Origin of the sequence: Paracraurococcus ruber, from assembly GCF_004353985.1 — a bacterium.
Taxonomy (GTDB): Bacteria; Pseudomonadota; Alphaproteobacteria; order Acetobacterales; family Acetobacteraceae; genus Paracraurococcus; species Paracraurococcus ruber.
On record NZ_SMOA01000002.1, the window covers coordinates 1 to 17,143 of the forward strand.

Annotated in this window: 18 protein-coding genes; 10 read left to right on the forward strand and 8 right to left on the reverse strand. The window is 73.2% G+C overall.

What is annotated here, in order from left to right; all coding sequences use genetic code 11:
* From E2C05_RS00800 to E2C05_RS00815, 4 genes are all read right to left on the reverse strand, one after another.
* A partial coding sequence (locus E2C05_RS00800) for an NAD(P)/FAD-dependent oxidoreductase (protein WP_133217695.1) occupies positions 1-594 on the reverse strand: 594 nt, incomplete at its 3' end.
* On the reverse strand, positions 591-854 hold the full coding sequence (locus E2C05_RS00805) for a 2Fe-2S iron-sulfur cluster-binding protein (RefSeq protein ID WP_408901608.1): 264 nt from the start codon (positions 852-854) through the stop codon (positions 591-593). The genes E2C05_RS00800 and E2C05_RS00805, both read right to left, overlap by 4 nt.
* A gap of 46 nt (positions 855-900) precedes the next feature.
* The gene (locus E2C05_RS00810; RefSeq protein ID WP_133217697.1) at positions 901-2,022 is read right to left on the reverse strand and encodes an NAD(P)/FAD-dependent oxidoreductase; all 1,122 of its coding nucleotides are present in this window, start codon (positions 2,020-2,022) and stop codon (positions 901-903) included.
* A 177-nt stretch (positions 2,023-2,199) separates the two neighbouring features.
* Positions 2,200-2,799, reverse strand: coding sequence for a DNA-3-methyladenine glycosylase I (locus E2C05_RS00815; RefSeq protein ID WP_133217698.1), 600 nt, complete (start codon positions 2,797-2,799; stop codon positions 2,200-2,202).
* Positions 2,800-2,884: 85 nt separating this feature from the next.
* On the opposite strand from E2C05_RS00815, the gene E2C05_RS00820 reads away from it, so the two are divergent.
* Both E2C05_RS00820 and E2C05_RS00825 read left to right on the forward strand, forming a co-directional pair.
* The gene (locus E2C05_RS00820; protein WP_133217699.1) at positions 2,885-4,216 is read left to right on the forward strand and encodes an aspartate aminotransferase family protein; all 1,332 of its coding nucleotides are present in this window, start codon (positions 2,885-2,887) and stop codon (positions 4,214-4,216) included.
* A gap of 148 nt (positions 4,217-4,364) precedes the next feature.
* A complete protein-coding gene (locus E2C05_RS00825) occupies positions 4,365-5,144 on the forward strand; it encodes an SDR family NAD(P)-dependent oxidoreductase (protein ID WP_133217700.1) in 780 nt (259 codons plus the stop codon).
* Positions 5,145-5,215: 71 nt separating this feature from the next.
* Here E2C05_RS00825 and E2C05_RS00830 read toward each other — a convergent pair whose 3' ends face one another.
* On the reverse strand, positions 5,216-5,953 hold the full coding sequence (locus tag E2C05_RS00830; RefSeq protein ID WP_133217701.1) for an SDR family oxidoreductase: 738 nt from the start codon (positions 5,951-5,953) through the stop codon (positions 5,216-5,218).
* 61 nt (positions 5,954-6,014) lie between these two features.
* Here E2C05_RS00830 and E2C05_RS00835 point away from each other — a divergent pair, with 61 nt between their 5' ends.
* From E2C05_RS00835 to E2C05_RS00845, 3 genes are all read left to right on the forward strand, one after another.
* Positions 6,015-6,878, forward strand: a complete 864-nt coding sequence (locus E2C05_RS00835) for an SDR family oxidoreductase (RefSeq protein WP_133217702.1) — start codon at positions 6,015-6,017, stop codon at positions 6,876-6,878.
* Between the two features lie 236 nt (positions 6,879-7,114).
* A complete protein-coding gene (locus E2C05_RS00840; RefSeq protein ID WP_158291856.1) occupies positions 7,115-8,260 on the forward strand; it encodes an iron-containing alcohol dehydrogenase in 1,146 nt (381 codons plus the stop codon).
* 247 nt (positions 8,261-8,507) lie between these two features.
* Complete coding sequence (locus tag E2C05_RS00845; RefSeq protein ID WP_133217704.1) at positions 8,508-9,623, forward strand: LLM class flavin-dependent oxidoreductase; 1,116 nt, start codon at positions 8,508-8,510, stop codon at positions 9,621-9,623.
* A 112-nt stretch (positions 9,624-9,735) separates the two neighbouring features.
* On the opposite strand, the gene E2C05_RS00850 is transcribed toward E2C05_RS00845, so the two are convergent.
* On the reverse strand, positions 9,736-10,236 hold the full coding sequence (locus tag E2C05_RS00850) for a DUF4188 domain-containing protein (protein ID WP_133217705.1): 501 nt from the start codon (positions 10,234-10,236) through the stop codon (positions 9,736-9,738).
* Between the two features lie 186 nt (positions 10,237-10,422).
* On the opposite strand from E2C05_RS00850, the gene E2C05_RS00855 reads away from it, so the two are divergent.
* A complete protein-coding gene (locus E2C05_RS00855; protein WP_133217706.1) occupies positions 10,423-10,623 on the forward strand; it encodes a hypothetical protein in 201 nt (66 codons plus the stop codon).
* A gap of 118 nt (positions 10,624-10,741) precedes the next feature.
* On the opposite strand, the gene E2C05_RS00860 is transcribed toward E2C05_RS00855, so the two are convergent.
* Both E2C05_RS00860 and E2C05_RS00865 read right to left on the reverse strand, forming a co-directional pair.
* The gene (locus E2C05_RS00860) at positions 10,742-12,049 is read right to left on the reverse strand and encodes an NAD(P)/FAD-dependent oxidoreductase (protein ID WP_133217707.1); all 1,308 of its coding nucleotides are present in this window, start codon (positions 12,047-12,049) and stop codon (positions 10,742-10,744) included.
* On the reverse strand, positions 12,007-12,972 hold the full coding sequence (locus E2C05_RS00865) for a Bug family tripartite tricarboxylate transporter substrate binding protein (RefSeq protein WP_133217708.1): 966 nt from the start codon (positions 12,970-12,972) through the stop codon (positions 12,007-12,009). Before E2C05_RS00865 ends, E2C05_RS00860 begins: the two co-directional genes overlap by 43 nt.
* A 107-nt stretch (positions 12,973-13,079) precedes the next feature.
* Between E2C05_RS00865 and E2C05_RS00870 the strand changes: the two genes are divergently transcribed.
* From E2C05_RS00870 to E2C05_RS00885, 4 genes are all read left to right on the forward strand, one after another.
* On the forward strand, positions 13,080-13,961 hold the full coding sequence (locus E2C05_RS00870) for a TauD/TfdA dioxygenase family protein (protein WP_133217709.1): 882 nt from the start codon (positions 13,080-13,082) through the stop codon (positions 13,959-13,961).
* A gap of 1 nt (position 13,962) precedes the next feature.
* Positions 13,963-14,874, forward strand: a complete 912-nt coding sequence (locus E2C05_RS00875; protein ID WP_133217710.1) for a fumarylacetoacetate hydrolase family protein — start codon at positions 13,963-13,965, stop codon at positions 14,872-14,874.
* Positions 14,871-15,851 (forward strand): Bug family tripartite tricarboxylate transporter substrate binding protein, encoded by a 981-nt coding sequence (locus E2C05_RS00880; RefSeq protein ID WP_133217711.1) that lies wholly within the window; start codon positions 14,871-14,873, stop codon positions 15,849-15,851. The genes E2C05_RS00875 and E2C05_RS00880 overlap by 4 nt, the downstream gene beginning before the upstream one ends.
* 169 nt (positions 15,852-16,020) lie before the next feature.
* Positions 16,021-17,136 carry an Ldh family oxidoreductase gene (locus tag E2C05_RS00885; RefSeq protein WP_133217712.1) on the forward strand — a complete coding sequence of 372 codons (1,116 nt, stop codon included), beginning with the start codon at positions 16,021-16,023 and terminating at the stop codon, positions 17,134-17,136.
* The last annotated feature ends 7 nt before the right edge of the window (positions 17,137-17,143 follow it).

A 17,143-nucleotide genomic window follows, 5' to 3' on the forward strand; every position in this document is an offset into this window, starting at 1 on the left:
CGGCGCGCCGGCCAGCAGGCCGCCCGCCCGCAGCGCCGCGCGCCGCCGGCCGCGCGGCGTCGTCTCCAGGATCAACGCCGGCGGCGCCCCGGCGCGGCGCAACTGCGCCGCCAGCAGCCAAAGCAGCGGCCCCTGCCCCGCCAGCACCACCCGCCCGCGTGGCACCGCATCCGCGGTCTTCAGCAGGATCTGCGCCGCACCCGCCGTCATCACGCCGGGCAGCGTCCAGCCGGGGATCGGCACCGGCCGTTCCTGCGCCCCGGTCGCCAGCAGCACGCGCTGCGCCCGCAATTCGGCGGTACGGCCGCCGGCCGCGAGGGACAGCGCCCCCTCCTCCGGGTCCAGGTGCCAGAGCGTGGTCGCCGGCCGCCAGTCCAGCCGCGCGGCGCGGAAGGCGCGGGCCAGCGGCAGGCCGGCGGCGTAGTCGGTGCCGAAGACGGGATCGTGCCCGGCGCGCTCCACCGCGCGGAAGACCTGGCCGCCCGGCGCCGGGTTCTCGTCCACCACCGCGACCGAGAGGCCGAGATCCACCGCCTCCACCGCCGCCGCCATCCCGGCCGGGCCGGCGCCGATGATCGCCAAGTCCACGCTCATCCCGCGAAGGCCACCCGGGCGCCACGCTGCGTGGCGATGCGCATGCCGGGCACGACCTGCACCAGGCAGGCCTGGCGGTTGGCGACTCCGTCGATCTCCGCCAGGCAGTCGAAGCAGATGCCCATCAGGCAATAGGGCAGGCGCGGCGCGCCGGAGGCCGGCGTCTCCCGGATCAGCGCCGCGCCGGCCAGCAGCACCGCCGCGGCGGCGGAGGCGCCTTCGGGCACGCGCAGCGCGACGTCATCGACGAAGACCTCCACGCGCGCCGCGGGCGCCGCCTGCCGCCGCGCCCCGCGGCCGGTGCGATCAGGACGCGGCGCGAACATCGAAGCGGCCGGCGGTGAAGCGGTCGAGCATCGGGTCCAGCCGGCCGGCGGCGATCATCGGCGCCAGCAGCCGGGCATGCGCGCCGGCCAGCGTCACGCCGGAATGGCAATTGGCGGTGAACGCGCCCGGGAAACGGGCGGATTCGTCGTACACCGGCAGCCCGTCCGGCGCCATGACACGCAGCGCCGACCAGGCGCGGACGATGGCAAGCCGGCCGATCCAGGGGAAGCATCGCACGGCGCGCCCGGCGATCTGCCGCATCACGTCCGGCGTCTGGCGGATGTCGAACCCCACCTCCTCCATGCTGTCGCCCAGCATCAGGCTGCCTTCCTGGGTCTGGCGGATGGTGGTTGTGGGCATCGGCAGCACCTCCGCCGCGCGCTCCGTCACCAGCACCTGGCCGCGCTGCGGCCGCACCGGCGCCGAGAGGCCGAAGCGCGGCGCCAGATCCGCATTGCCCAGCCCGGCCGCCAGCACGATGCGCGGCGCGGCGAAGCGCCGGCCGCCGGCGGTGACGGCGAAGTCGCGCGGCGCCGCCTGTCCCTCGCCCACCCGCGCCTCCGGCACATAGGTGCCGCCGGCGCCGGCGAAGGCCGTGTGCAGGGCATGCAGCAGGCGCAGCGGGTTGGCATGCCCGTCATAAGGGGTCCAGGACGCACCCACGACCTCCGGGCCGAGGCCGGGCAGCATCTGCCGCAGCTCCGGCGCCGCGATCATCCGGTACTCGTAGGGCTGGTTGCCCGCCTCCTGCCGCATTCGCGCCATCCGGGCCTCGCGGTCCGCCATCTCCCGGTCGGAGAGGCAGAGATGCACACCGCCCGGCTGCCGCAGCCCCAAATCCTCCCCGGTGCGGGCGCCAAGCTCCGCGGCGAGGGCCGGCCATTCGGCGGCGGAGGCGCGGGTCCAGCGCTGGTACCACGGCGCACCCAGCCCCTTCGACTGCACCCAGACCAGGCCGAAATTGCCGCGGCTGGCGCGGAAGGCGGTGTCGCCCTCGTCCAGCAGCACCGTGGCGAGGCCCTGCCGCTGCAGTCCCCAGGCGATGGCGGCGCCGACCAGGCCGCCGCCCACCACGATCGCGTCGAAGGGTTCGGAGCGCATGCGAGCAAGAGGACGGCGTCGCGGCGATGGCGTCAAGGAAGCGGCGGGGAGGGGGCGTCCTCCCCGCACCCCAGCTCTGTTTCCGGGGGTCTCGCACCCGCCGCGCGGCGGCGGCCGACTCCCGGAAAGCAATGCAGGGGTTTGGGGAGGAAATGCCTTTTCCTCCCCAACCTTCTTTCACCCCGGCCGCCGGAACGCCGCCCGCGCCGCCATGGCCTCGGCCCGGATGGCGCAGCCCTCGGCATGGTCGTTGATCAGCCCCATGGCCTGCAGGAAGGCATGCATGGTGGTCGGGCCGACGAAGCCCCAGCCGCGCCGCTTGAGGTCCTTCGACAGGGCGATGGAGGTCTCGGAGGTCGCGGCGCCCGCGGGCGGCGGCGCCGCGGGCTCGTGCCGCCAGACATAGGCCGCCAGCGAGCCTTCCTCCCGCACCAGAGCCTGGGCGCGGCGGGCATTGTTGATCACGGCCTCGATCTTGCCCCGGTGGCGCACGATGCCGGCATCGCCCAGCAGCCGCTGCACATCCGCCGCGTCGAAGGCGGCGACGCGGTCGATGGCGAAGCCGTGGAAGGCGCCGCGGAAATTCTCCCGCTTCGCCAGGATGGTCCGCCAGCTCAGGCCGGACTGGAAGCCTTCCAGGCACAGCTTCTCGAACAGCCTGGTGTCGTCGGCGACCGGGAAGCCCCATTCGCGGTCGTGATAGGCGACGTAGTCCGCCGTCGCCACGCACCAGTGGCAGCGCGGGCGGCCATCCGGGCCGGGCAGCGTCCTGCTCATCGCCTGTCCTTTCCCTGCACCGGGCGTGTTGACCCCGCCCCCCCGGCCGCGCGAGCCTCGGCCGCCCCCCGGGAAGGATCGTTGCATGAGCCCGCTGGATACCGCCGCCACCCTGCCGCGCAACAGCGATATCGAGGCCGCGCTGGCCGAGGCGCGGGAGGCCTATGCCGCCGCGCGCCCGCGCAGCGCCGCCCTGCACGCGAAGGCGCGGGAGGTGATGCCGGGCGGCAATACCCGCACCGTGCTGTTCTACACCCCCTTCCCCACCGCCATGGTGCGCGGCGAGGGCTGCCGGCTCTGGGATGCCGATGGCCGGGAATATCTCGACCTGCTGGGCGAGTACTCCGCCGGCCTGTTCGGCCATTCTGAGCAGCGGATCCTGGCGGCGGTGAAGGCGGCGCTCGATGCCGGCATCAACCTGGCCGCGGTGGGGGAGAAGGAGGGGCAGCTCGCCCATCTGATCGCCGGCCGCTTCCCCTCCATCGAGATGGTGCGCTTCACCAACAGCGGCACCGAGGCGAACCTGATGGCGCTGGCTGCCGCCCGCGGCTTCACCGGCCGGGTGAAGACCATGGTGATGCGCGGCGGCTACCATGGCGGCGTGCTGACCTTCGGCACCGAGCACAGCGCGGTGAACGTGCCCATTCCGCTGGCCTTCACCGACTACAACGACCCGGCGGCCGCGACACGCGACATCCTGGCGGAAGGCGAGCAGCTCGCCGCCGTGCTCGTGGAGCCGATGCTGGGCTCCGGCGGCTGCATCCCGGCGAGCGTCGAATTCCTCCAGGCGCTGCGCGACGCCACCCGCAAGACCGGCGCGGTGCTGATCTTCGACGAGGTGATGACCAGCCGCCACGGTCCCGGCGGCCTGCAGCAGATGACCGGCGTGACGCCCGACATGACCACGCTGGGCAAGTACATGGCGGGCGGGATGAGCTTCGGCGCCTTCGGCGGCCGCGCCGACATCATGGCGGTGTTCGACGGCCACAGGCCCGGCACGCTGCCGCATGCCGGCACCTTCAACAACAATGTCTGGTCCATGGCCGCCGGCTGCGTCGCCATGGGCGAGATCTTCGATGCGGCGGCGGCCGAGGCGCTCTATGCCCGGGGCGAAGGACTGCGCGAGGCGCTGAACGCCGCCTGCGCCCGGGCGGGCGTCGCCATGCAGTTCACCGGCCGCGGCTCCATGCTCAGCGTGCATTTCCGCCCCGGCCCGGTGACCGCGCCCTACAAGCCCGGCCCGGCCGAGGAGAAGCTGCGCGAGCTGTTCTTCTTCGACATGCTGGCCGCCGGGATCTACATCGCCCGGCGCGGGATGGTCGCCCTCTCCCTCCCCGTCACCGAGGCGGATTGTGGCCGGTACGTTGCGGCAGTGGAGGAGTTCATCGCCGCGCGGCGTCCGCTGCTGGCAGTCTGAGCCCGGGGGGGCTAGCCTTGCCGCCACCGGCCCGAGGGCGTGCCCGCGGCGGGTCCCGGCCAGGCGGCTTCGCCCGGGGTGGGCCCGCCCGGTCGCGCGGCCACCCGCCGCCCCCGTCGCCGACCCGCCGAAGCCCCAGGAGAGCACCATGCCCACGTCCAATGCCGGGGATCGCCGCCTGTCCAACCAGGCGCGCCGGGTCATGCTGCTCACCGGCGCCTCGCGCGGGATCGGCCATGCGACCGTGAAGGTCTTCTCCGCCGCCGGCTGGCGCGTGCTGACCATCTCCCGCCAGTCCTTCCCGGAGGAATGCCCCTGGGCGATGGGGCCGGAGGACCATGTGCAGTGCGACCTGTCCTCGCCCGAGGACACGCTGCGCGGCATCGGGGAGATCCGCCAGCGGCTGGAGGCGGAGGGCGGCAGGCTGGACGCGCTGGTGAACAATGCCGGCATCTCGCCGAAAGGCCCGGGCGGGGCACGCATGGGCGCGATCCAGACCTCGCTCGAGGACTGGCTCTGGGTGTTCCAGGTGAACCTCTTCTCCTCCATCATGCTGGCGCGCGGGCTGATCGAGGAGTTGCAGCGCGCCCAGGGCGCGGTGGTGAACGTGACCTCCATCGCCGGCAGCCGGGTGCATCCCTTCGCCGGGGCCGCCTATGCGACCTCCAAGGCGGCGCTGATGGCGCTGACGCGGGAGATGGCGCATGACTTCGGCCCGCTCGGCATCCGGGTGAACGCGATCTCGCCCGGGGAGATCGACACCTCCATCCTCTCCCCGGGGACGGAGAAGATCGTCGAGGAGCAGATCCCGATGCGCCGCCTGGGCAAGCCGGCCGAGGTGGCGAAGGCGATCTACTTCCTCTGCACCGACGCCTCATCCTACGTGAACGGGGCGGAGATCCATGTGAACGGCGGCCAGCACGTGTAGCCGGCCATCCAGGGGGATGCCGCCCGCCTGCCCTGGGCCAAAGGGGCCCCGGGCTCCTCGGGTACGCCGCCTCAGCGGCCGCCGCTGACCGGCAGCAGCGCGCCGGTGACATAGCTGGCGGCATCCGAGAGCAGCCAGAGCACCGCCTCCGCCGCTTCCTCCGGCTGGCCGCCGCGCGCCATGGGGATGCTGCCGACAAGCCGCGACAACCGGTCCGGCATGCCGGCGGCCGCATGCAATTCCGTCTCGATCAGGCCCGGGTTCACCGCGTTGACGCGCACGCCCTGCGCCGCCGCCTCCTTCGCCAGGCCGATGGTCAGCGTATCCACCGCGCCCTTGCTGGCGGCGTAATGCACCCATTCGCCGGCGCCGCCGATCGCCGCCGCGCGGGAGGACACGTTCACGATCGCCCCGCCCGGCGGCAGCACCGCCAGCGCCGCCCGGCAGCAGGCCGCGAGGCCGAAGACATTGGTGCGGAACACCGTCTCCCACATCGCATCCGTGCTCTCGCGCAGCGTCGATGTGGGGCCGGTGATGCCGGCATTGTTCACCAGCGCATCGAGCCGCCCGAAGCGGTCCCGCACCTGCGCGAAGGTGGCGGCGACCGCCTGCGGGTCGCCGACATCGGCCTGGATCGCCAGCGCCCGGGCGCCGGCCGCCTCGGCCGCCGCCGCCGTCTCCGCCGCCCGCGCGGCATTGCCGGCATAGGTGAGTACCACGTCCCAGCCGCGCGCCGCCGCCAGCCGCACCACCGCCGCGCCGATGCCGCGCCCGCCGCCGGTCACCAGCAACACCTTGCGATCCGCCATGGCCCTCCCCCTCCATCCGCTTTGCCGGCAGCATAGGCCGGGAGACGTCAGGGAGGGAGCGATGTTCAGGCCAGATCTGTTCGCCGGCCAGCGCGTGCTGATCACCGGCGGCGGCAGCGGCCTCGGCCGGATGATGGCGGAACGCCTGGTCGGCCTCGGCGCCGCCGTGGAACTCTGGGGCCGCCGCGGGCCGGTGCTGGCCGAAGCGGCGGCAGCGCTGGGCGCGCAGGCCACCTGGCAGGTGGTGGACATCAAGGACGCGGAGGCGGTGGAGCGCGCGGCGGACGCGATGTGGCAGGCGGGGCGCCCCGCCACCCACCTGATCAACAACGCCGCCGGCAATTTCGTCAGCCGCACGGAGGATCTCTCGCCCCGCGGCATCCGCGCCATCACCGACATCGTCTTCCACGGCACGCTGCAGGTGACGCAGGCGCTTGGCAAGCGCTGGATCGCGGCGGGGAAAGGCGGTCATGCGGTGCTGTCCATCACCACCACCTGGGGGCGGACCGGCGCGCCCTTCGTCATCCCCTCGGCGATGTCGAAGGCGGCGGTGGATGCGATGACGAAGTCGCTGGCGGTGGAATGGGGCCGCTACGGCATCCGGCTGAACGCCATCGCCCCCGGCACCATCCCGACCGACGGGATGTATGCCCGGCTCCGCCCCGGCGACAACGACCCGACCGCGAAGGCGGCGGCCGCGAACCCCATGCGGCGGGTCGGCACGGCCGGGGATATCGGCGACCTCGCCGCCTTCCTTCTCGCCCCGTCCTGGATCAATGGCGAGACGATCGCCCTCGATGGCGGCAACTGGATGCAGAGCGGCGGCGGCTTCAAGGATTTCTTCGCCTGGGGCGACGCCGAATGGGCCGAGGCGCGGGACCGCATCCGCGCCCGCAACGCCGCCGACAAGGCGCAGCGGGGATAGGGCGGATCGCGCCGGGCGACTCCGCGCGCCGGGCGGGAGGCTGCGACCAAGCCGCGTCCCGGCCCGGCACGCGAAACGCGGCGGCTCGACGACGGATGGGCGCCGGGGCTGACCGGCCCCGCGCCGCCGGGCATCCGCCCGCCGCCGCGATCGCGGCCGGGCCAGGGCCGATTTCCCGCCCCGTCGCGGCGCCGGGATGCCATGCTGCAGCGGGGAGAGAGACGGAGCTTCGCGCCATGCCGCAGACCATCCATCGCTGGCCCGCGCAGCAGCGGGTGCGTACCGGCCCGGTGGCGGAGACCCTGCCGCCGGAGATCGAGGATTGCGGCCGGGTGCTGCTGGCGACCACCCGGTCCCTGGTCCGCAGCGACATCGCCCGGACGGTGCGCGCCGCCCTCGGCAGCCGCCTGGCCGCCGAGCACGCGACCATGCGCGCCCATTCGCCGTTGGAGGACGTGCTCGACCTCGCCGCCATGATCGCCGACAGCGGCGCCGAGCGGGTGGTGACGCTGGGCGGCGGCAGCGTGATCGACGGCGCCAAGGTCGCCTGCCGCGCCGCCTGGGAAGGCGTGACGGATGCGGAGGGGCTGGTCGGCCTCGCCGTCTCCCGCGGCGCCGAGCCGGAGGAGTGGGAGAGGGTGGAGCCCCTGCCCCGCATCGTCGCGGTGCCGACCACGCTCTCGGCCGCCGAATTCGCCCCGCATGCAGGCTACACGGATCTCGCGGCTGGGCGGAAGATGCGCGCGGTGTCGCCGGCGCAGGTGCCGCGCGCCGTGCTGCTGGATCCCGCGGCGACGCTCGAGACGCCAGCCGAGCTGCTGCTCTCCTCCGGCATCCGGGCGGTGGACCATGCGGCGGAACGGCTCTGTGCCCGGGACCGCGCGCCCTTCTCCGACGCCGTGTCCCGCCAGGCCCTGGTGATGCTGGCCCGTGCCCTGCCGGCCATCCGCCGCACCGCCGCCGACCTGGCCGCGCGGTCCGAGGCGCAGCAGGCCATGTGGCTGTCCGTCATGGGCGGCTGGTCCGGCGTGCCGGTCGGCGCCAGCCACGGCATCGGCTACATCCTGGGCGGGGCGCGCGGCGTACCGCACGGCATCACCTCCTGCCTCGGCCTGCCGGCGGTGATGCAATGGAACGAGCCGGTGAACCGCGACCGGCAGGCGGAGATCGCGCATCTCTTCGGCGGCGCCACCGGCCATGCAGCGCTGCGCCGCTTCATCCGCGACCTCGGCCTGCCGACGACGCTGGCCGAGGTGGGCATCGGGGAGAGCGAGATCGAGCCCCTGGCGGCGCGCTGGGATGGCGGCCCGCCGATCGCCACCAACCCGCGCCCGGTCCGCAGCCATGCCGATGTGGCGGAGATCCTGCGGCTGATGCGCTGACCCGGTTCGCGGCGGCGTGGCCGGCGCCGCCGCGACGCGGGCCGCGCCGGGCTTGCAGGCGGGCAAGGTGGGCGGCGGCGCGGCTTCCGCCGAGGGCAGCGTCCTGCGCAGGTGCGGTCCGGCGGGCGGCGGCCGCGCCGCCGCCCGCCCCCGCCCAACTGCCCCCTTGCATCGCGGCCGCAACCGGCGCGAGCATCCCCCTGCAACCGGGGACGAACCCGGGCACCCCGACAGGAGGATGTCCACCATGGAATTCGGCTATTTCTCCATGCCCTCCCACCCGCCGGAGCGCGGCCTGAAGGAAGGGCATGACTGGGATCTCCAGACCATCCGCTGGCTGGACGAGCTCGGCTTCTCCGAGGTCTGGATCGGCGAGCACCACACGGCGCCGTGGGAGCCGCATCCGGCCCCCGACCTGCTGCTGGCCCAGGCGATGCTGCAGACCAGCCGCATCCGCCTCGGCCCCGGCGGCTTCCTGCTGCCCTACCATCACCCCGCGGAGCTGGCGAACCGCGTCGCCATGCTCGACCACATGTCGAACGGGCGGCTGAATTTCGGCATCGCCGCCAGCGGCCTGCCGTCCGACTGGGCGATGTTCAACGTGGACGGCATGTCCGGCAGCAACCGCGAGATGACGCGGGAAGCGCTCGACATCATCCTGAAGATGTGGTCGTCGGAGGAGCCCTTCCACTACCAGGGCAAGTACTGGCAGGTGGACAAGCCGGACACGATGTTCGGCTTCCTCAAGCCGCACCTGAAGCCGCTGCAGGCGCCGCACCCGCCGATCGGCGTCGCCGGCCTGTCGAAGAACTCCGACACGCTGAAGATGGCCGGCGAGCACGGCTTCCTGCCGATGTCGCTGAACCTCAACCCGGGCTACGTGAAGAGCCACTGGGAGAGCGTGGAGGCCGGCGCGCGCAAGGGCGGCCGTACCGCGGACCGCAAGGACTGGCGCCTGGTGCGGGAGATCTTCGTCGCCGAGACGGATGAGGAAGCCTGGCGGCTGTCGGTCGGGTCCATGATGGGCCGGATGATGGGCGAGTATTTCCTGCCGCTGCTGTCGAATTTCGGCTTCAAGGAATACCTCAAGCACAGCCCGGAGGTGCCGGACAGCGACGTCACCGTGGAGTATTGCGCGAAGCGGAACTGGCTGATCGGGTCGCCGAAGACGGTCGCCGAGAAGCTGGAGCAGATCTACGAGGATGTCGGCGGCTTCGGCCAGCTTCTGGTCTTCGGCTTCGACTACCAGGACAATCCGGGGGCCTGGCATAACTCGCTCCGCCTGATCCAGGAGGAAGTGGCGCCGCGGGTGAAGCACCTGGTGCCGAAGGCGCCCGCCCCGGCCCTGGCGGCGGCGCAGTAGCCGGGACGGAGCGGATCGCCCCGGGACCGGAAGGGCCCGGGGCGTGACGCCGCCCCAGGCGGGGAGGCCTGCGGCGGCGCGGCGTTCGGTCCTGAACCGCAACCGCCCCAGGTCATGCCGCCGGGCCGGGCGGCCCGGCGGTGGCCGCCAGCCGGCCTTCGCCGGTTGCCCGGCTGCCGACCGCGTCGCGCAGGGCGCCGGCGCGGCCCAGGCCGAAGGGGGGCATGTTCACATAGACGCTCTCGAACCGGCCGGGCCCGACCAGGTAGGTCTCGTGCCAGATGCCGACGTCGCCATTGGTGCCGACGGCGCGGTTGAAGGCATGCCAGGCCGGCAGATGCGCCCGGTTCCGCGCCGTCGCATAGGCCTGCAGCAGCGCATGGCTGCGCCAGTACTGCACCACCAGCGCGGAGCGCAGGCCGCCATGCAGGCGGTGGTGCAGCAGGCCAAGCTCCGGCCGCGCCGCAAGCTCCGCCAGCATGCGCGGCATGGCGCGCAGCACCGGCCACCAGCGATGGATCTTCCAGGGTCGGTTCAGCCGGGCCCCGATCAGAAACAGCACGAACTCGCCTTCGACCTCGGCGCAGACGCGGTGGGGGATGATTCCGACCATGGGGTGGGCTCCGCAGATCGCGGCCCAGCCTACAGCGGCCCGCGCCCGGTCCCGAATGCCGTGCCGGGCCCGCACCCCGGGGCGGACCCCCAGGCTCGGCGACGGTCAGGCCGCTTCGGCCGTGGTAGGCGGGGACGCGGCGCCGCTGCCGGCGTTGTCGCCACGCCACAATCGATGGAGACGAGGATGCGCGCGACCAGCCTGGCCCTGCTGTTCCTGCTGGCGGCCTGTGGGCCCGGCGGCCTGCGGGCCGGCGGGCAATATTCCGGCGTGCCGGACACCCGCACCGGCGACTGGCAGAACAACCGCCAGACCGGCAGCATCAGCACGGACGGCACGGTCCATTCGCGCCAGCAGGGCTACCTGACCACGCCGCGCGGCTGGTAGCCGACCGCGCGGCACGCCGAAGGACGCCACGTCGATGCCGCGCGGCGGCCGCGCCTGAGCGCTTCCGCCGGACGGGTCGGTCGGCGCGCCGCGTCGAGGCGCATGCCTCCGCCGCCGCTCAGGCGAACCGCTCGACGCCGAAGGGCGTCAGGTCCAGGTTCGGGACCGGGCCGAGCATCGCCTGCGCCAGCAGCGCACCGGTGGGGGCGGAGCCGGTCAGGCCCAGATGCCCATGGCCGAAGGCGCACCACAGGCCGGGCCAGGCCTTCACCGGCCCGATCACCGGCAGGCTGTCCGGCAGGCAGGGGCGGTGGCCCATCCAGAAACCTTCCGCCCCCTCGGTACGCGCCTGCGGGAAGGCGTTCCGCAGGTCCTGCAGCAGCAGCTCGGCCCGGCGCGGGGTCGGCGGCGCCTCCAGCCCGCCGAACTCCACCGTGCCGGCCACGCGCAGCCCGCCCTCCATGGGGGAGATGAAGGCCTTGCGGTCCGCCGGCACCACCGGCCGCTGCAGGGCAATCCCGGCTTCCGGCAGCATCACGTGGTAGCCGCGCTGCGTCTCCAGCGGGACATGCAGGCCAAGCGGCGCCAGCAGCCGCGCCGACCAGGCGCCGGCCGCCAGCACCACATGCTCGGCGGGGATCATCCCCTCGGCCGTCGCTGCGCCGGCGACGCGGCCGCCCTCGGTCGCCAGGGCCCGGACCGCGGCGCGGCGGATGGATCCGCCCAGCCGTTCCACCCCGCGGGCCACCACCTGGGCCTGGCGCAGCGGGTTCACGCTGCTGCCCTGGTCCGGGATGAACAGGCCGAGGTCGTAGTCGCCGCGCATGTCGGGCTCCAGGGCCCGGATCGCGTCGCGGCCTTCGAGGAACTCCACCCGCATCCCGTGCTGCCGGCGCAGGTCCCAGCCGCCGGCATCCTTCGCGTAATGCGCGCGGTCCCGGTAGAGGTAGAGCTGCCCGGTCTCGCGGATCAGGTCGAGCGCGCCTTCCGCCGCCAGGATCTGCCGGTGCTGTTCCATGGCATTGCCCAGCAGGCCCGACAGCGCCTCGGCGATCCGCGCGACGCGCGCCGGCCGCGCGCTGGCCACGAAGCGCATCAGCCAGGGGGCGGCGCGCAGGGCATAGCGCGGCGGGATGTGCAGCGCGCCGGCAGGGTCCAGCAGCATGCCCGGCACCTGCTTCAGCACGCCCGGCATGGCCAGCGGCGCGACCGCGCCGCCGCTGATTGCCCCGGCATTGCCCGAGGAGGCGCCGCTGCCCGGCGCCTCTCCATCCAGCACCGTGACGGCGGCGCCGGCCCGCGCCAGGTGCCAGGCCACGCAGAGCCCGACGATGCCGGCGCCGATGACGACGACCCGTGGCCCGGCGGCGGCGCCGGCCGGGCCTAGTCCACCTGCACGCCCGCCCGGGTCGCGATCTGCTGCCACTTCGCCTGCTCCGCCGCGATGAAGGCCCGCGCCGCCGCGGCACCGCCGCCCACGGGTTCCAGCCCGCGCTCGCGGAACGCGTCCGTCAGCGCCTCCCGCATCGCCGTCTGCACCGCGGAATCGATGCGCGCAAGCGCCGGCCCCGGCGTCCGGGCGGGCGCGACCAGGGTGGCCCAGGTGCTGCCGACCAGGAAGGGGAAGCCCGCCTCCGCGGTGGTCGGCACGTCCGGCAGCACGGCGCTGCGCGTGCCGCGGCACAGCGCCAGCGCCCGCACCCGGCCGGATTGCAGATGCGGCAGGGCGGAGGGGATGACGTCCAGCAGCAGCGGCACCTGCCCGCCGGCCAGGTCGGTCATCGCCGGGCCGCCGCCGCGATAGGGGATGTGGGTCAGCGCGATGCCGGTCTCCAGCCGCAGCAGCTCGGCCAGCAGATGGTTCGCGGTGCCGATGCCGTGCGAGGCATAGTCCAGCCCCGCCTTCTCCCGCGCCAGCGCCACCAGCTCCGCCAAGTTGCGCACCGGCAGCGCGGCGTTGACCAGCACCAGGAAGGGCTGCTCGGTCAGCCAGGCGACCGGGGCGAAATCCTCCGGCTGGTAGGGCAGGCCGCGCATGACGGCGCGGGCGATCGCCATCTCGGCCGAGGCGCCGACCAGCAGCGTGTGCCCATCCGGCGCCGCCTTGGCGACGAGGTCGGCGCCGAGGGTGCCGGAGGCACCGGCGCGGTTCTCCACCGTGACCGGCTGGCCCCAGGCGCGGGCCAGGCGCTCCGCCAGCAACCGCGCCACCAGGTCGGTGCTGCCGCCCGGCGGGTAGCCCACCACCAGCCGCACCGGCCGCGCGGGGAAGCCTTCCGCCAGGGCCGGCGCCGACAGCGCCAGGCCGATCGGGGCGCCCAGCAGGGCGCGTCGCCGGATCGCGCGCATCCATCCCTCCCCCTCGTCGTTGCGGCGATGCTGCGGCGTGCCCGGCGGCCGCGCAAGCTTGACCGCGGGCGGGGGCTGACGGACCCTCCGCGGCCGGAGGACACGCCATGCGCATCACGCCGAACAATGCCGGCCTCGGCGCGCGGGTCGAGGGCATCGACCTCGCCCGGCCGCTGACCGACCCGGATTTCCGCACCCTCCTCCGCGCCCTCGGGCAGTACGGCGTGCTCTGCCTGCCGGGGCAGGAGATGGAAGCGCGGCACCTTTCGGAATTCGGCTCCCGCTTCGGCGACCTGGAGGTGAACGTCGCCAACCTGTTCCATGCCCCGGATCATCCGGAAGTGATGATCCTGTCCAACATGCGCGACGATGCGGGCAAGCCGGTGGGCCTGCACGATGCCGGCCAGGGCTGGCACACCGACATGTCCTATTCCGCCGAGATCGCGCTGGCCAATGTGCTGCACGCGAAGCAGGTGCCGCTGCGCGACGGCCGGCCGCTGGGCGACACGCAGTTCCGCAACATGCACGCGGCCTATGACGACCTGCCGGCCGAGGTGGTGCGGCGACTGGAAGGCCGCGTCGCCATCCACGACTTCGAGAAATTCTGGGAGGTGATGCGCACCCGGCCCGGCAGCATCCGCAAGCCGCTGACCGCGGAGCAGCGCGCGAAGAAGCCGCCGGTGGCGCAGCCGATCTTCCGGGTGCATCCCATCACCGGCCGCCGCGTGCTGTACTGCAACCCCGGCTATGCCATGCGGATCGAGGGGCTGGAACCGGCCGAGAGCGACGCGCTGCTGGAATACCTGTTCCGCCATCAGGCACAGGAGAAATATCTCTACAGCCACGCCTGGACGCCGGGCGACCTGCTGATGTGGGACAATATCGGCACGGTGCACAATGCCGTCGCCGATTACGGGCCGGAGGAGCCGCGCTACATCCTGCGGGTGCAGGTGATGGCGACGCGCGACTACGCCGCCCTGGCCGCCTGACATGCGGCTGGTCACCTACGAGGCTGCCAACGCCGTCCATGTCGGCGCCGTGCTGGGCGATGGCGTCGTCGCCTTGCAGCCCGCGCTGGACGCAGCGCGGCGGGAGGCCGGGGAGGCGCCGCTGGCTTTGCCCGCCGATATGCGCGGCCTGCTCGGCGCGGGGGAGGCGGCGCTGGTCGAGGCCGCCCGCGCCCTGGCCTACGCCGCCCGACCGGAAAACGCCGCGCTGCGCACGCCGCTTGCCGGCCTGCGCCTGCGCGCCCCGCTGATGCCCGGCAAGATCCTGGGCGTCGGGCGAAACTATGCCGACCATGCGAAGGAGGTCGGCGGGCCGAAGCTCGCGGCGCCGCGCATCTTCCTGAAGCCCACCTCCTCGGTCAGCGGTCCCGGCGACACGGTGCGCATCTCGCGCGCCGCGCTGAAGCCGGACTGGGAGGTCGAGCTCGCGGTGGTCATCGGCAGGACGGCCTGGCAGGTGAGCGAGGGCCAGGCGCTGGACCATGTCGCCGGCTACACCGTGCTGAACGACCTGACCGACCGCGCCCTGCAGTTCGACCATCCCATCGGCATGACCAGCTTCGGCAAGGGGCTCGACGGCTTCTGCCCCATGGGTCCCTGGATCGCCACGCCGGAGGAGGTGGGAGAGCCCTGGGCGCTCGACCTGCACTGCCACCTGAACGGCGAGGAGGTGCAGCACGGCAATACGCGCGACCTGATCTTCCCGGTCGCCACGCTGATCGCCTTTCTGTCCCGCTTCGTCACGCTGCAGCCGGGCGACGTCATCGCCACCGGCACGCCGGCGGGCGTCGGGCATTTCCGCGACCCGCCGCGCTACCTGAAGCCGGGCGACACGCTGCGGCTGGAGGTGGAGAAGGTCGGCGTGCTGGAGCATTCCATGGGAGGCGACGCGTGATCGCCCGGATCGTCGGGCTGCTGCTTGCATTGGCCGGCACGGCGGCGGCGCAGCCGCGCGCGCCCGGAACGGACTACCCGAACCGCCCGGTGCGCATCGTCGTCGCGCTGGCGCCGGGCGGCAATGCCGACCTGAATGCGCGGCTGGTGGCGACGCAGCTTTCGGCGCAGACCGGGCAGCAATTCGTGGTGGAGAACCGCCCGAGCGGCGGCGGCACCGTGGCCTTCGAGACGGTCGCGGCCACCCCGCCCGACGGCTACACGCTGCTGGTCGGCGCGCTGGGCAGCCATGCGCTGAATGTCGGCCTGTATGGCGAGCGGCTGCGGGTGCATCCGCTGACCGGCGTGGACCATGTGACGATCAGCAGCCATTCCGCCATCGCGGTCGCCGTGCACCCCTCGCTCGGCGTCCGCACCCTGGCGGAGTTCCGCGCGCTGCTCGCCGCCAATCCGGGGAAATACGACTACGGCTCCTCCGGCAACGGCACCACGGGGCATATCGCCGGGGCGATGCTGGTGCATCTGCTGGGCGTGCAGGCGCAGCACGTCCCCTATCGCGGCTCGGCCGCCGCCTTCACCGACCTGGCGGCGGGGCGAACGCAGTTCCAGGCGGACACCATCTCCTTCCTGTCGGAGCACCTGCGGGCCGGCACGGTGCGCGGCATCGTCATCGCCACGCCCGAACGCTCGCCCATGGCGCCGGAGGTGCCGACCAGCGCCGAGGCCGGGCTGCCGGACTACCAGGCGACCACCTGGACGCCCTGGAGCACGACGCTCGGCACGCCGCTGGCCATCCGGCAGTTCCTGTACGAGCAGATCGCCGAGGCGCTGCGCGCGCCGGCCGTCCGCAGCCGGCTGATCGAACTGGGCAACACCATCCCCGAGGGCATGACGCCCGAGCGCACCCGCGCCTTCATCGCCAGCGAGATCGAGCGCTGGACACCCGTGGTCCGCGCCACCGGGGCGCGGGTGGACTGACACAACAAGGCAAGGCCGGGGAGGAAGTATCCTCCCCGAACCCCTCCTTTGTTTCCGTGAGTTTTTGCGAGTCGGTTGCCGCAGGCCAACTCATAGAAAGCAAAGGCGGGGTTTGGGGAGGAAATGCTTTTTCCTCCCCAAGCTTATTTTCCAATCACGAGGAACCAGCATGGCCAAGAACGTCACTTCCGGCCGCCCCGTCCCCGCCGAGGCCGTGCGCGCCCAGATCCACGCCATCCTCACCGCCTGGGGGATGCCGGAGAACCACGCCGCGACCACCGCCGAGGTCATGGTCGAGACCGACCTGATGGGCGTCGACAGCCATGGCCTGTCCATGCTGATGACCTATGAGCAGGGCGTGCAGGCTGGCCGCCTCAAGCTCTCGGCGCAGCCGCGCATCGCCCGCGACACCGGCCCGACCGCGCTGGTGGATGCGGGAGATGGCCTCGGGCACCCGGTCTCGGCCTTCGCCATGAATCTCGCTGTCGACAAGGCCAAGCAGCACGGCATCGGCGTGGTCGGCGTGGTGCGCAGCCACCATTTCGGCGCCGCCGGCGCCTATGCCCGCATCGCCGCGGCGCGCGGCGTCATCGGCATGGTCACCAGCACGGCGCAGGGCATCGCCATGGTGCCGACGCGGGCCGCCATGCCGGTGCTGGGGACCAATCCCCTCGCCTTCGCCGCACCGGCCGGGCGCAACAAGCCCTTCGTGCTCGACATGGCAACCACCACCGTCGCCGCCGGCAAGGTGAAGGTGCACCACCTGAACGACGCGGCCCTGCCCGAAGGCTGGGTGGTGGACGGCAAGGGCGGCACCATCACCGACCCGCATGAGGGCAACGCCTTCGTCTTCCAGCGCCCGGAAGGCGGCATCACCCCGCTCGGCGGGCGGGAGGACCAGGGCAGCGCCAAGGGCTATGGCCTGGCGATGATGGTGCACATCCTGGCCGGCGCGCTGACCGGGGCGTCCTTCTCGCCCATCCTGAAGCGCAGCTGGACGCCGGATCAGCCGCAGAATATCGGCCATCTCTTCCTCGCCCTCGACCCGAAGGCGTTCCGCGAGGAGGGCGAATTCGAAGGCGAGCTCGACAGCATCCTCGACGTGCTGCACGCCACGCCGCCAGCCAATCCGGAGGAGCCGGTGCTGGTGCCGGGCGAGCCGGAGGACATCATGCGGGCGAAGCGCCTGGCGGAGGGCGTGCCGGTGCCCGACACGCTGGACACGCTGGTCCGCGAGATCTGCGAACGCTGCGGCGCGCCCTACCTGCTCAGGCCCAACGCCTGACCGGCAG

Coding starts and splice junctions, on each gene's coding strand:
- E2C05_RS00840 (WP_158291856.1), top strand. CDS start 7,115: ATGCCGCAGACCATCCATCGCTGGCCCGCGCAGCAGCGGGTGCGTACC.
- E2C05_RS00820 (WP_133217699.1), top strand. CDS start 2,885: ATGAGCCCGCTGGATACCGCCGCCACCCTGCCGCGCAACAGCGATATC.
- E2C05_RS00875 (WP_133217710.1), top strand. CDS start 13,963: ATGCGGCTGGTCACCTACGAGGCTGCCAACGCCGTCCATGTCGGCGCC.
- E2C05_RS00830 (WP_133217701.1), bottom strand. CDS start 5,953: ATGGCGGATCGCAAGGTGTTGCTGGTGACCGGCGGCGGGCGCGGCATC.
- E2C05_RS00825 (WP_133217700.1), top strand. CDS start 4,365: ATGCCCACGTCCAATGCCGGGGATCGCCGCCTGTCCAACCAGGCGCGC.
- E2C05_RS00885 (WP_133217712.1), top strand. CDS start 16,021: ATGGCCAAGAACGTCACTTCCGGCCGCCCCGTCCCCGCCGAGGCCGTG.
- E2C05_RS00850 (WP_133217705.1), bottom strand. CDS start 10,236: ATGGTCGGAATCATCCCCCACCGCGTCTGCGCCGAGGTCGAAGGCGAG.
- E2C05_RS00870 (WP_133217709.1), top strand. CDS start 13,080: ATGCGCATCACGCCGAACAATGCCGGCCTCGGCGCGCGGGTCGAGGGC.
- E2C05_RS00855 (WP_133217706.1), top strand. CDS start 10,423: ATGCGCGCGACCAGCCTGGCCCTGCTGTTCCTGCTGGCGGCCTGTGGG.
- E2C05_RS00835 (WP_133217702.1), top strand. CDS start 6,015: ATGTTCAGGCCAGATCTGTTCGCCGGCCAGCGCGTGCTGATCACCGGC.
- E2C05_RS00865 (WP_133217708.1), bottom strand. CDS start 12,972: ATGCGCGCGATCCGGCGACGCGCCCTGCTGGGCGCCCCGATCGGCCTG.
- E2C05_RS00845 (WP_133217704.1), top strand. CDS start 8,508: ATGGAATTCGGCTATTTCTCCATGCCCTCCCACCCGCCGGAGCGCGGC.
- E2C05_RS00810 (WP_133217697.1), bottom strand. CDS start 2,022: ATGCGCTCCGAACCCTTCGACGCGATCGTGGTGGGCGGCGGCCTGGTC.
- E2C05_RS00815 (WP_133217698.1), bottom strand. CDS start 2,799: ATGAGCAGGACGCTGCCCGGCCCGGATGGCCGCCCGCGCTGCCACTGG.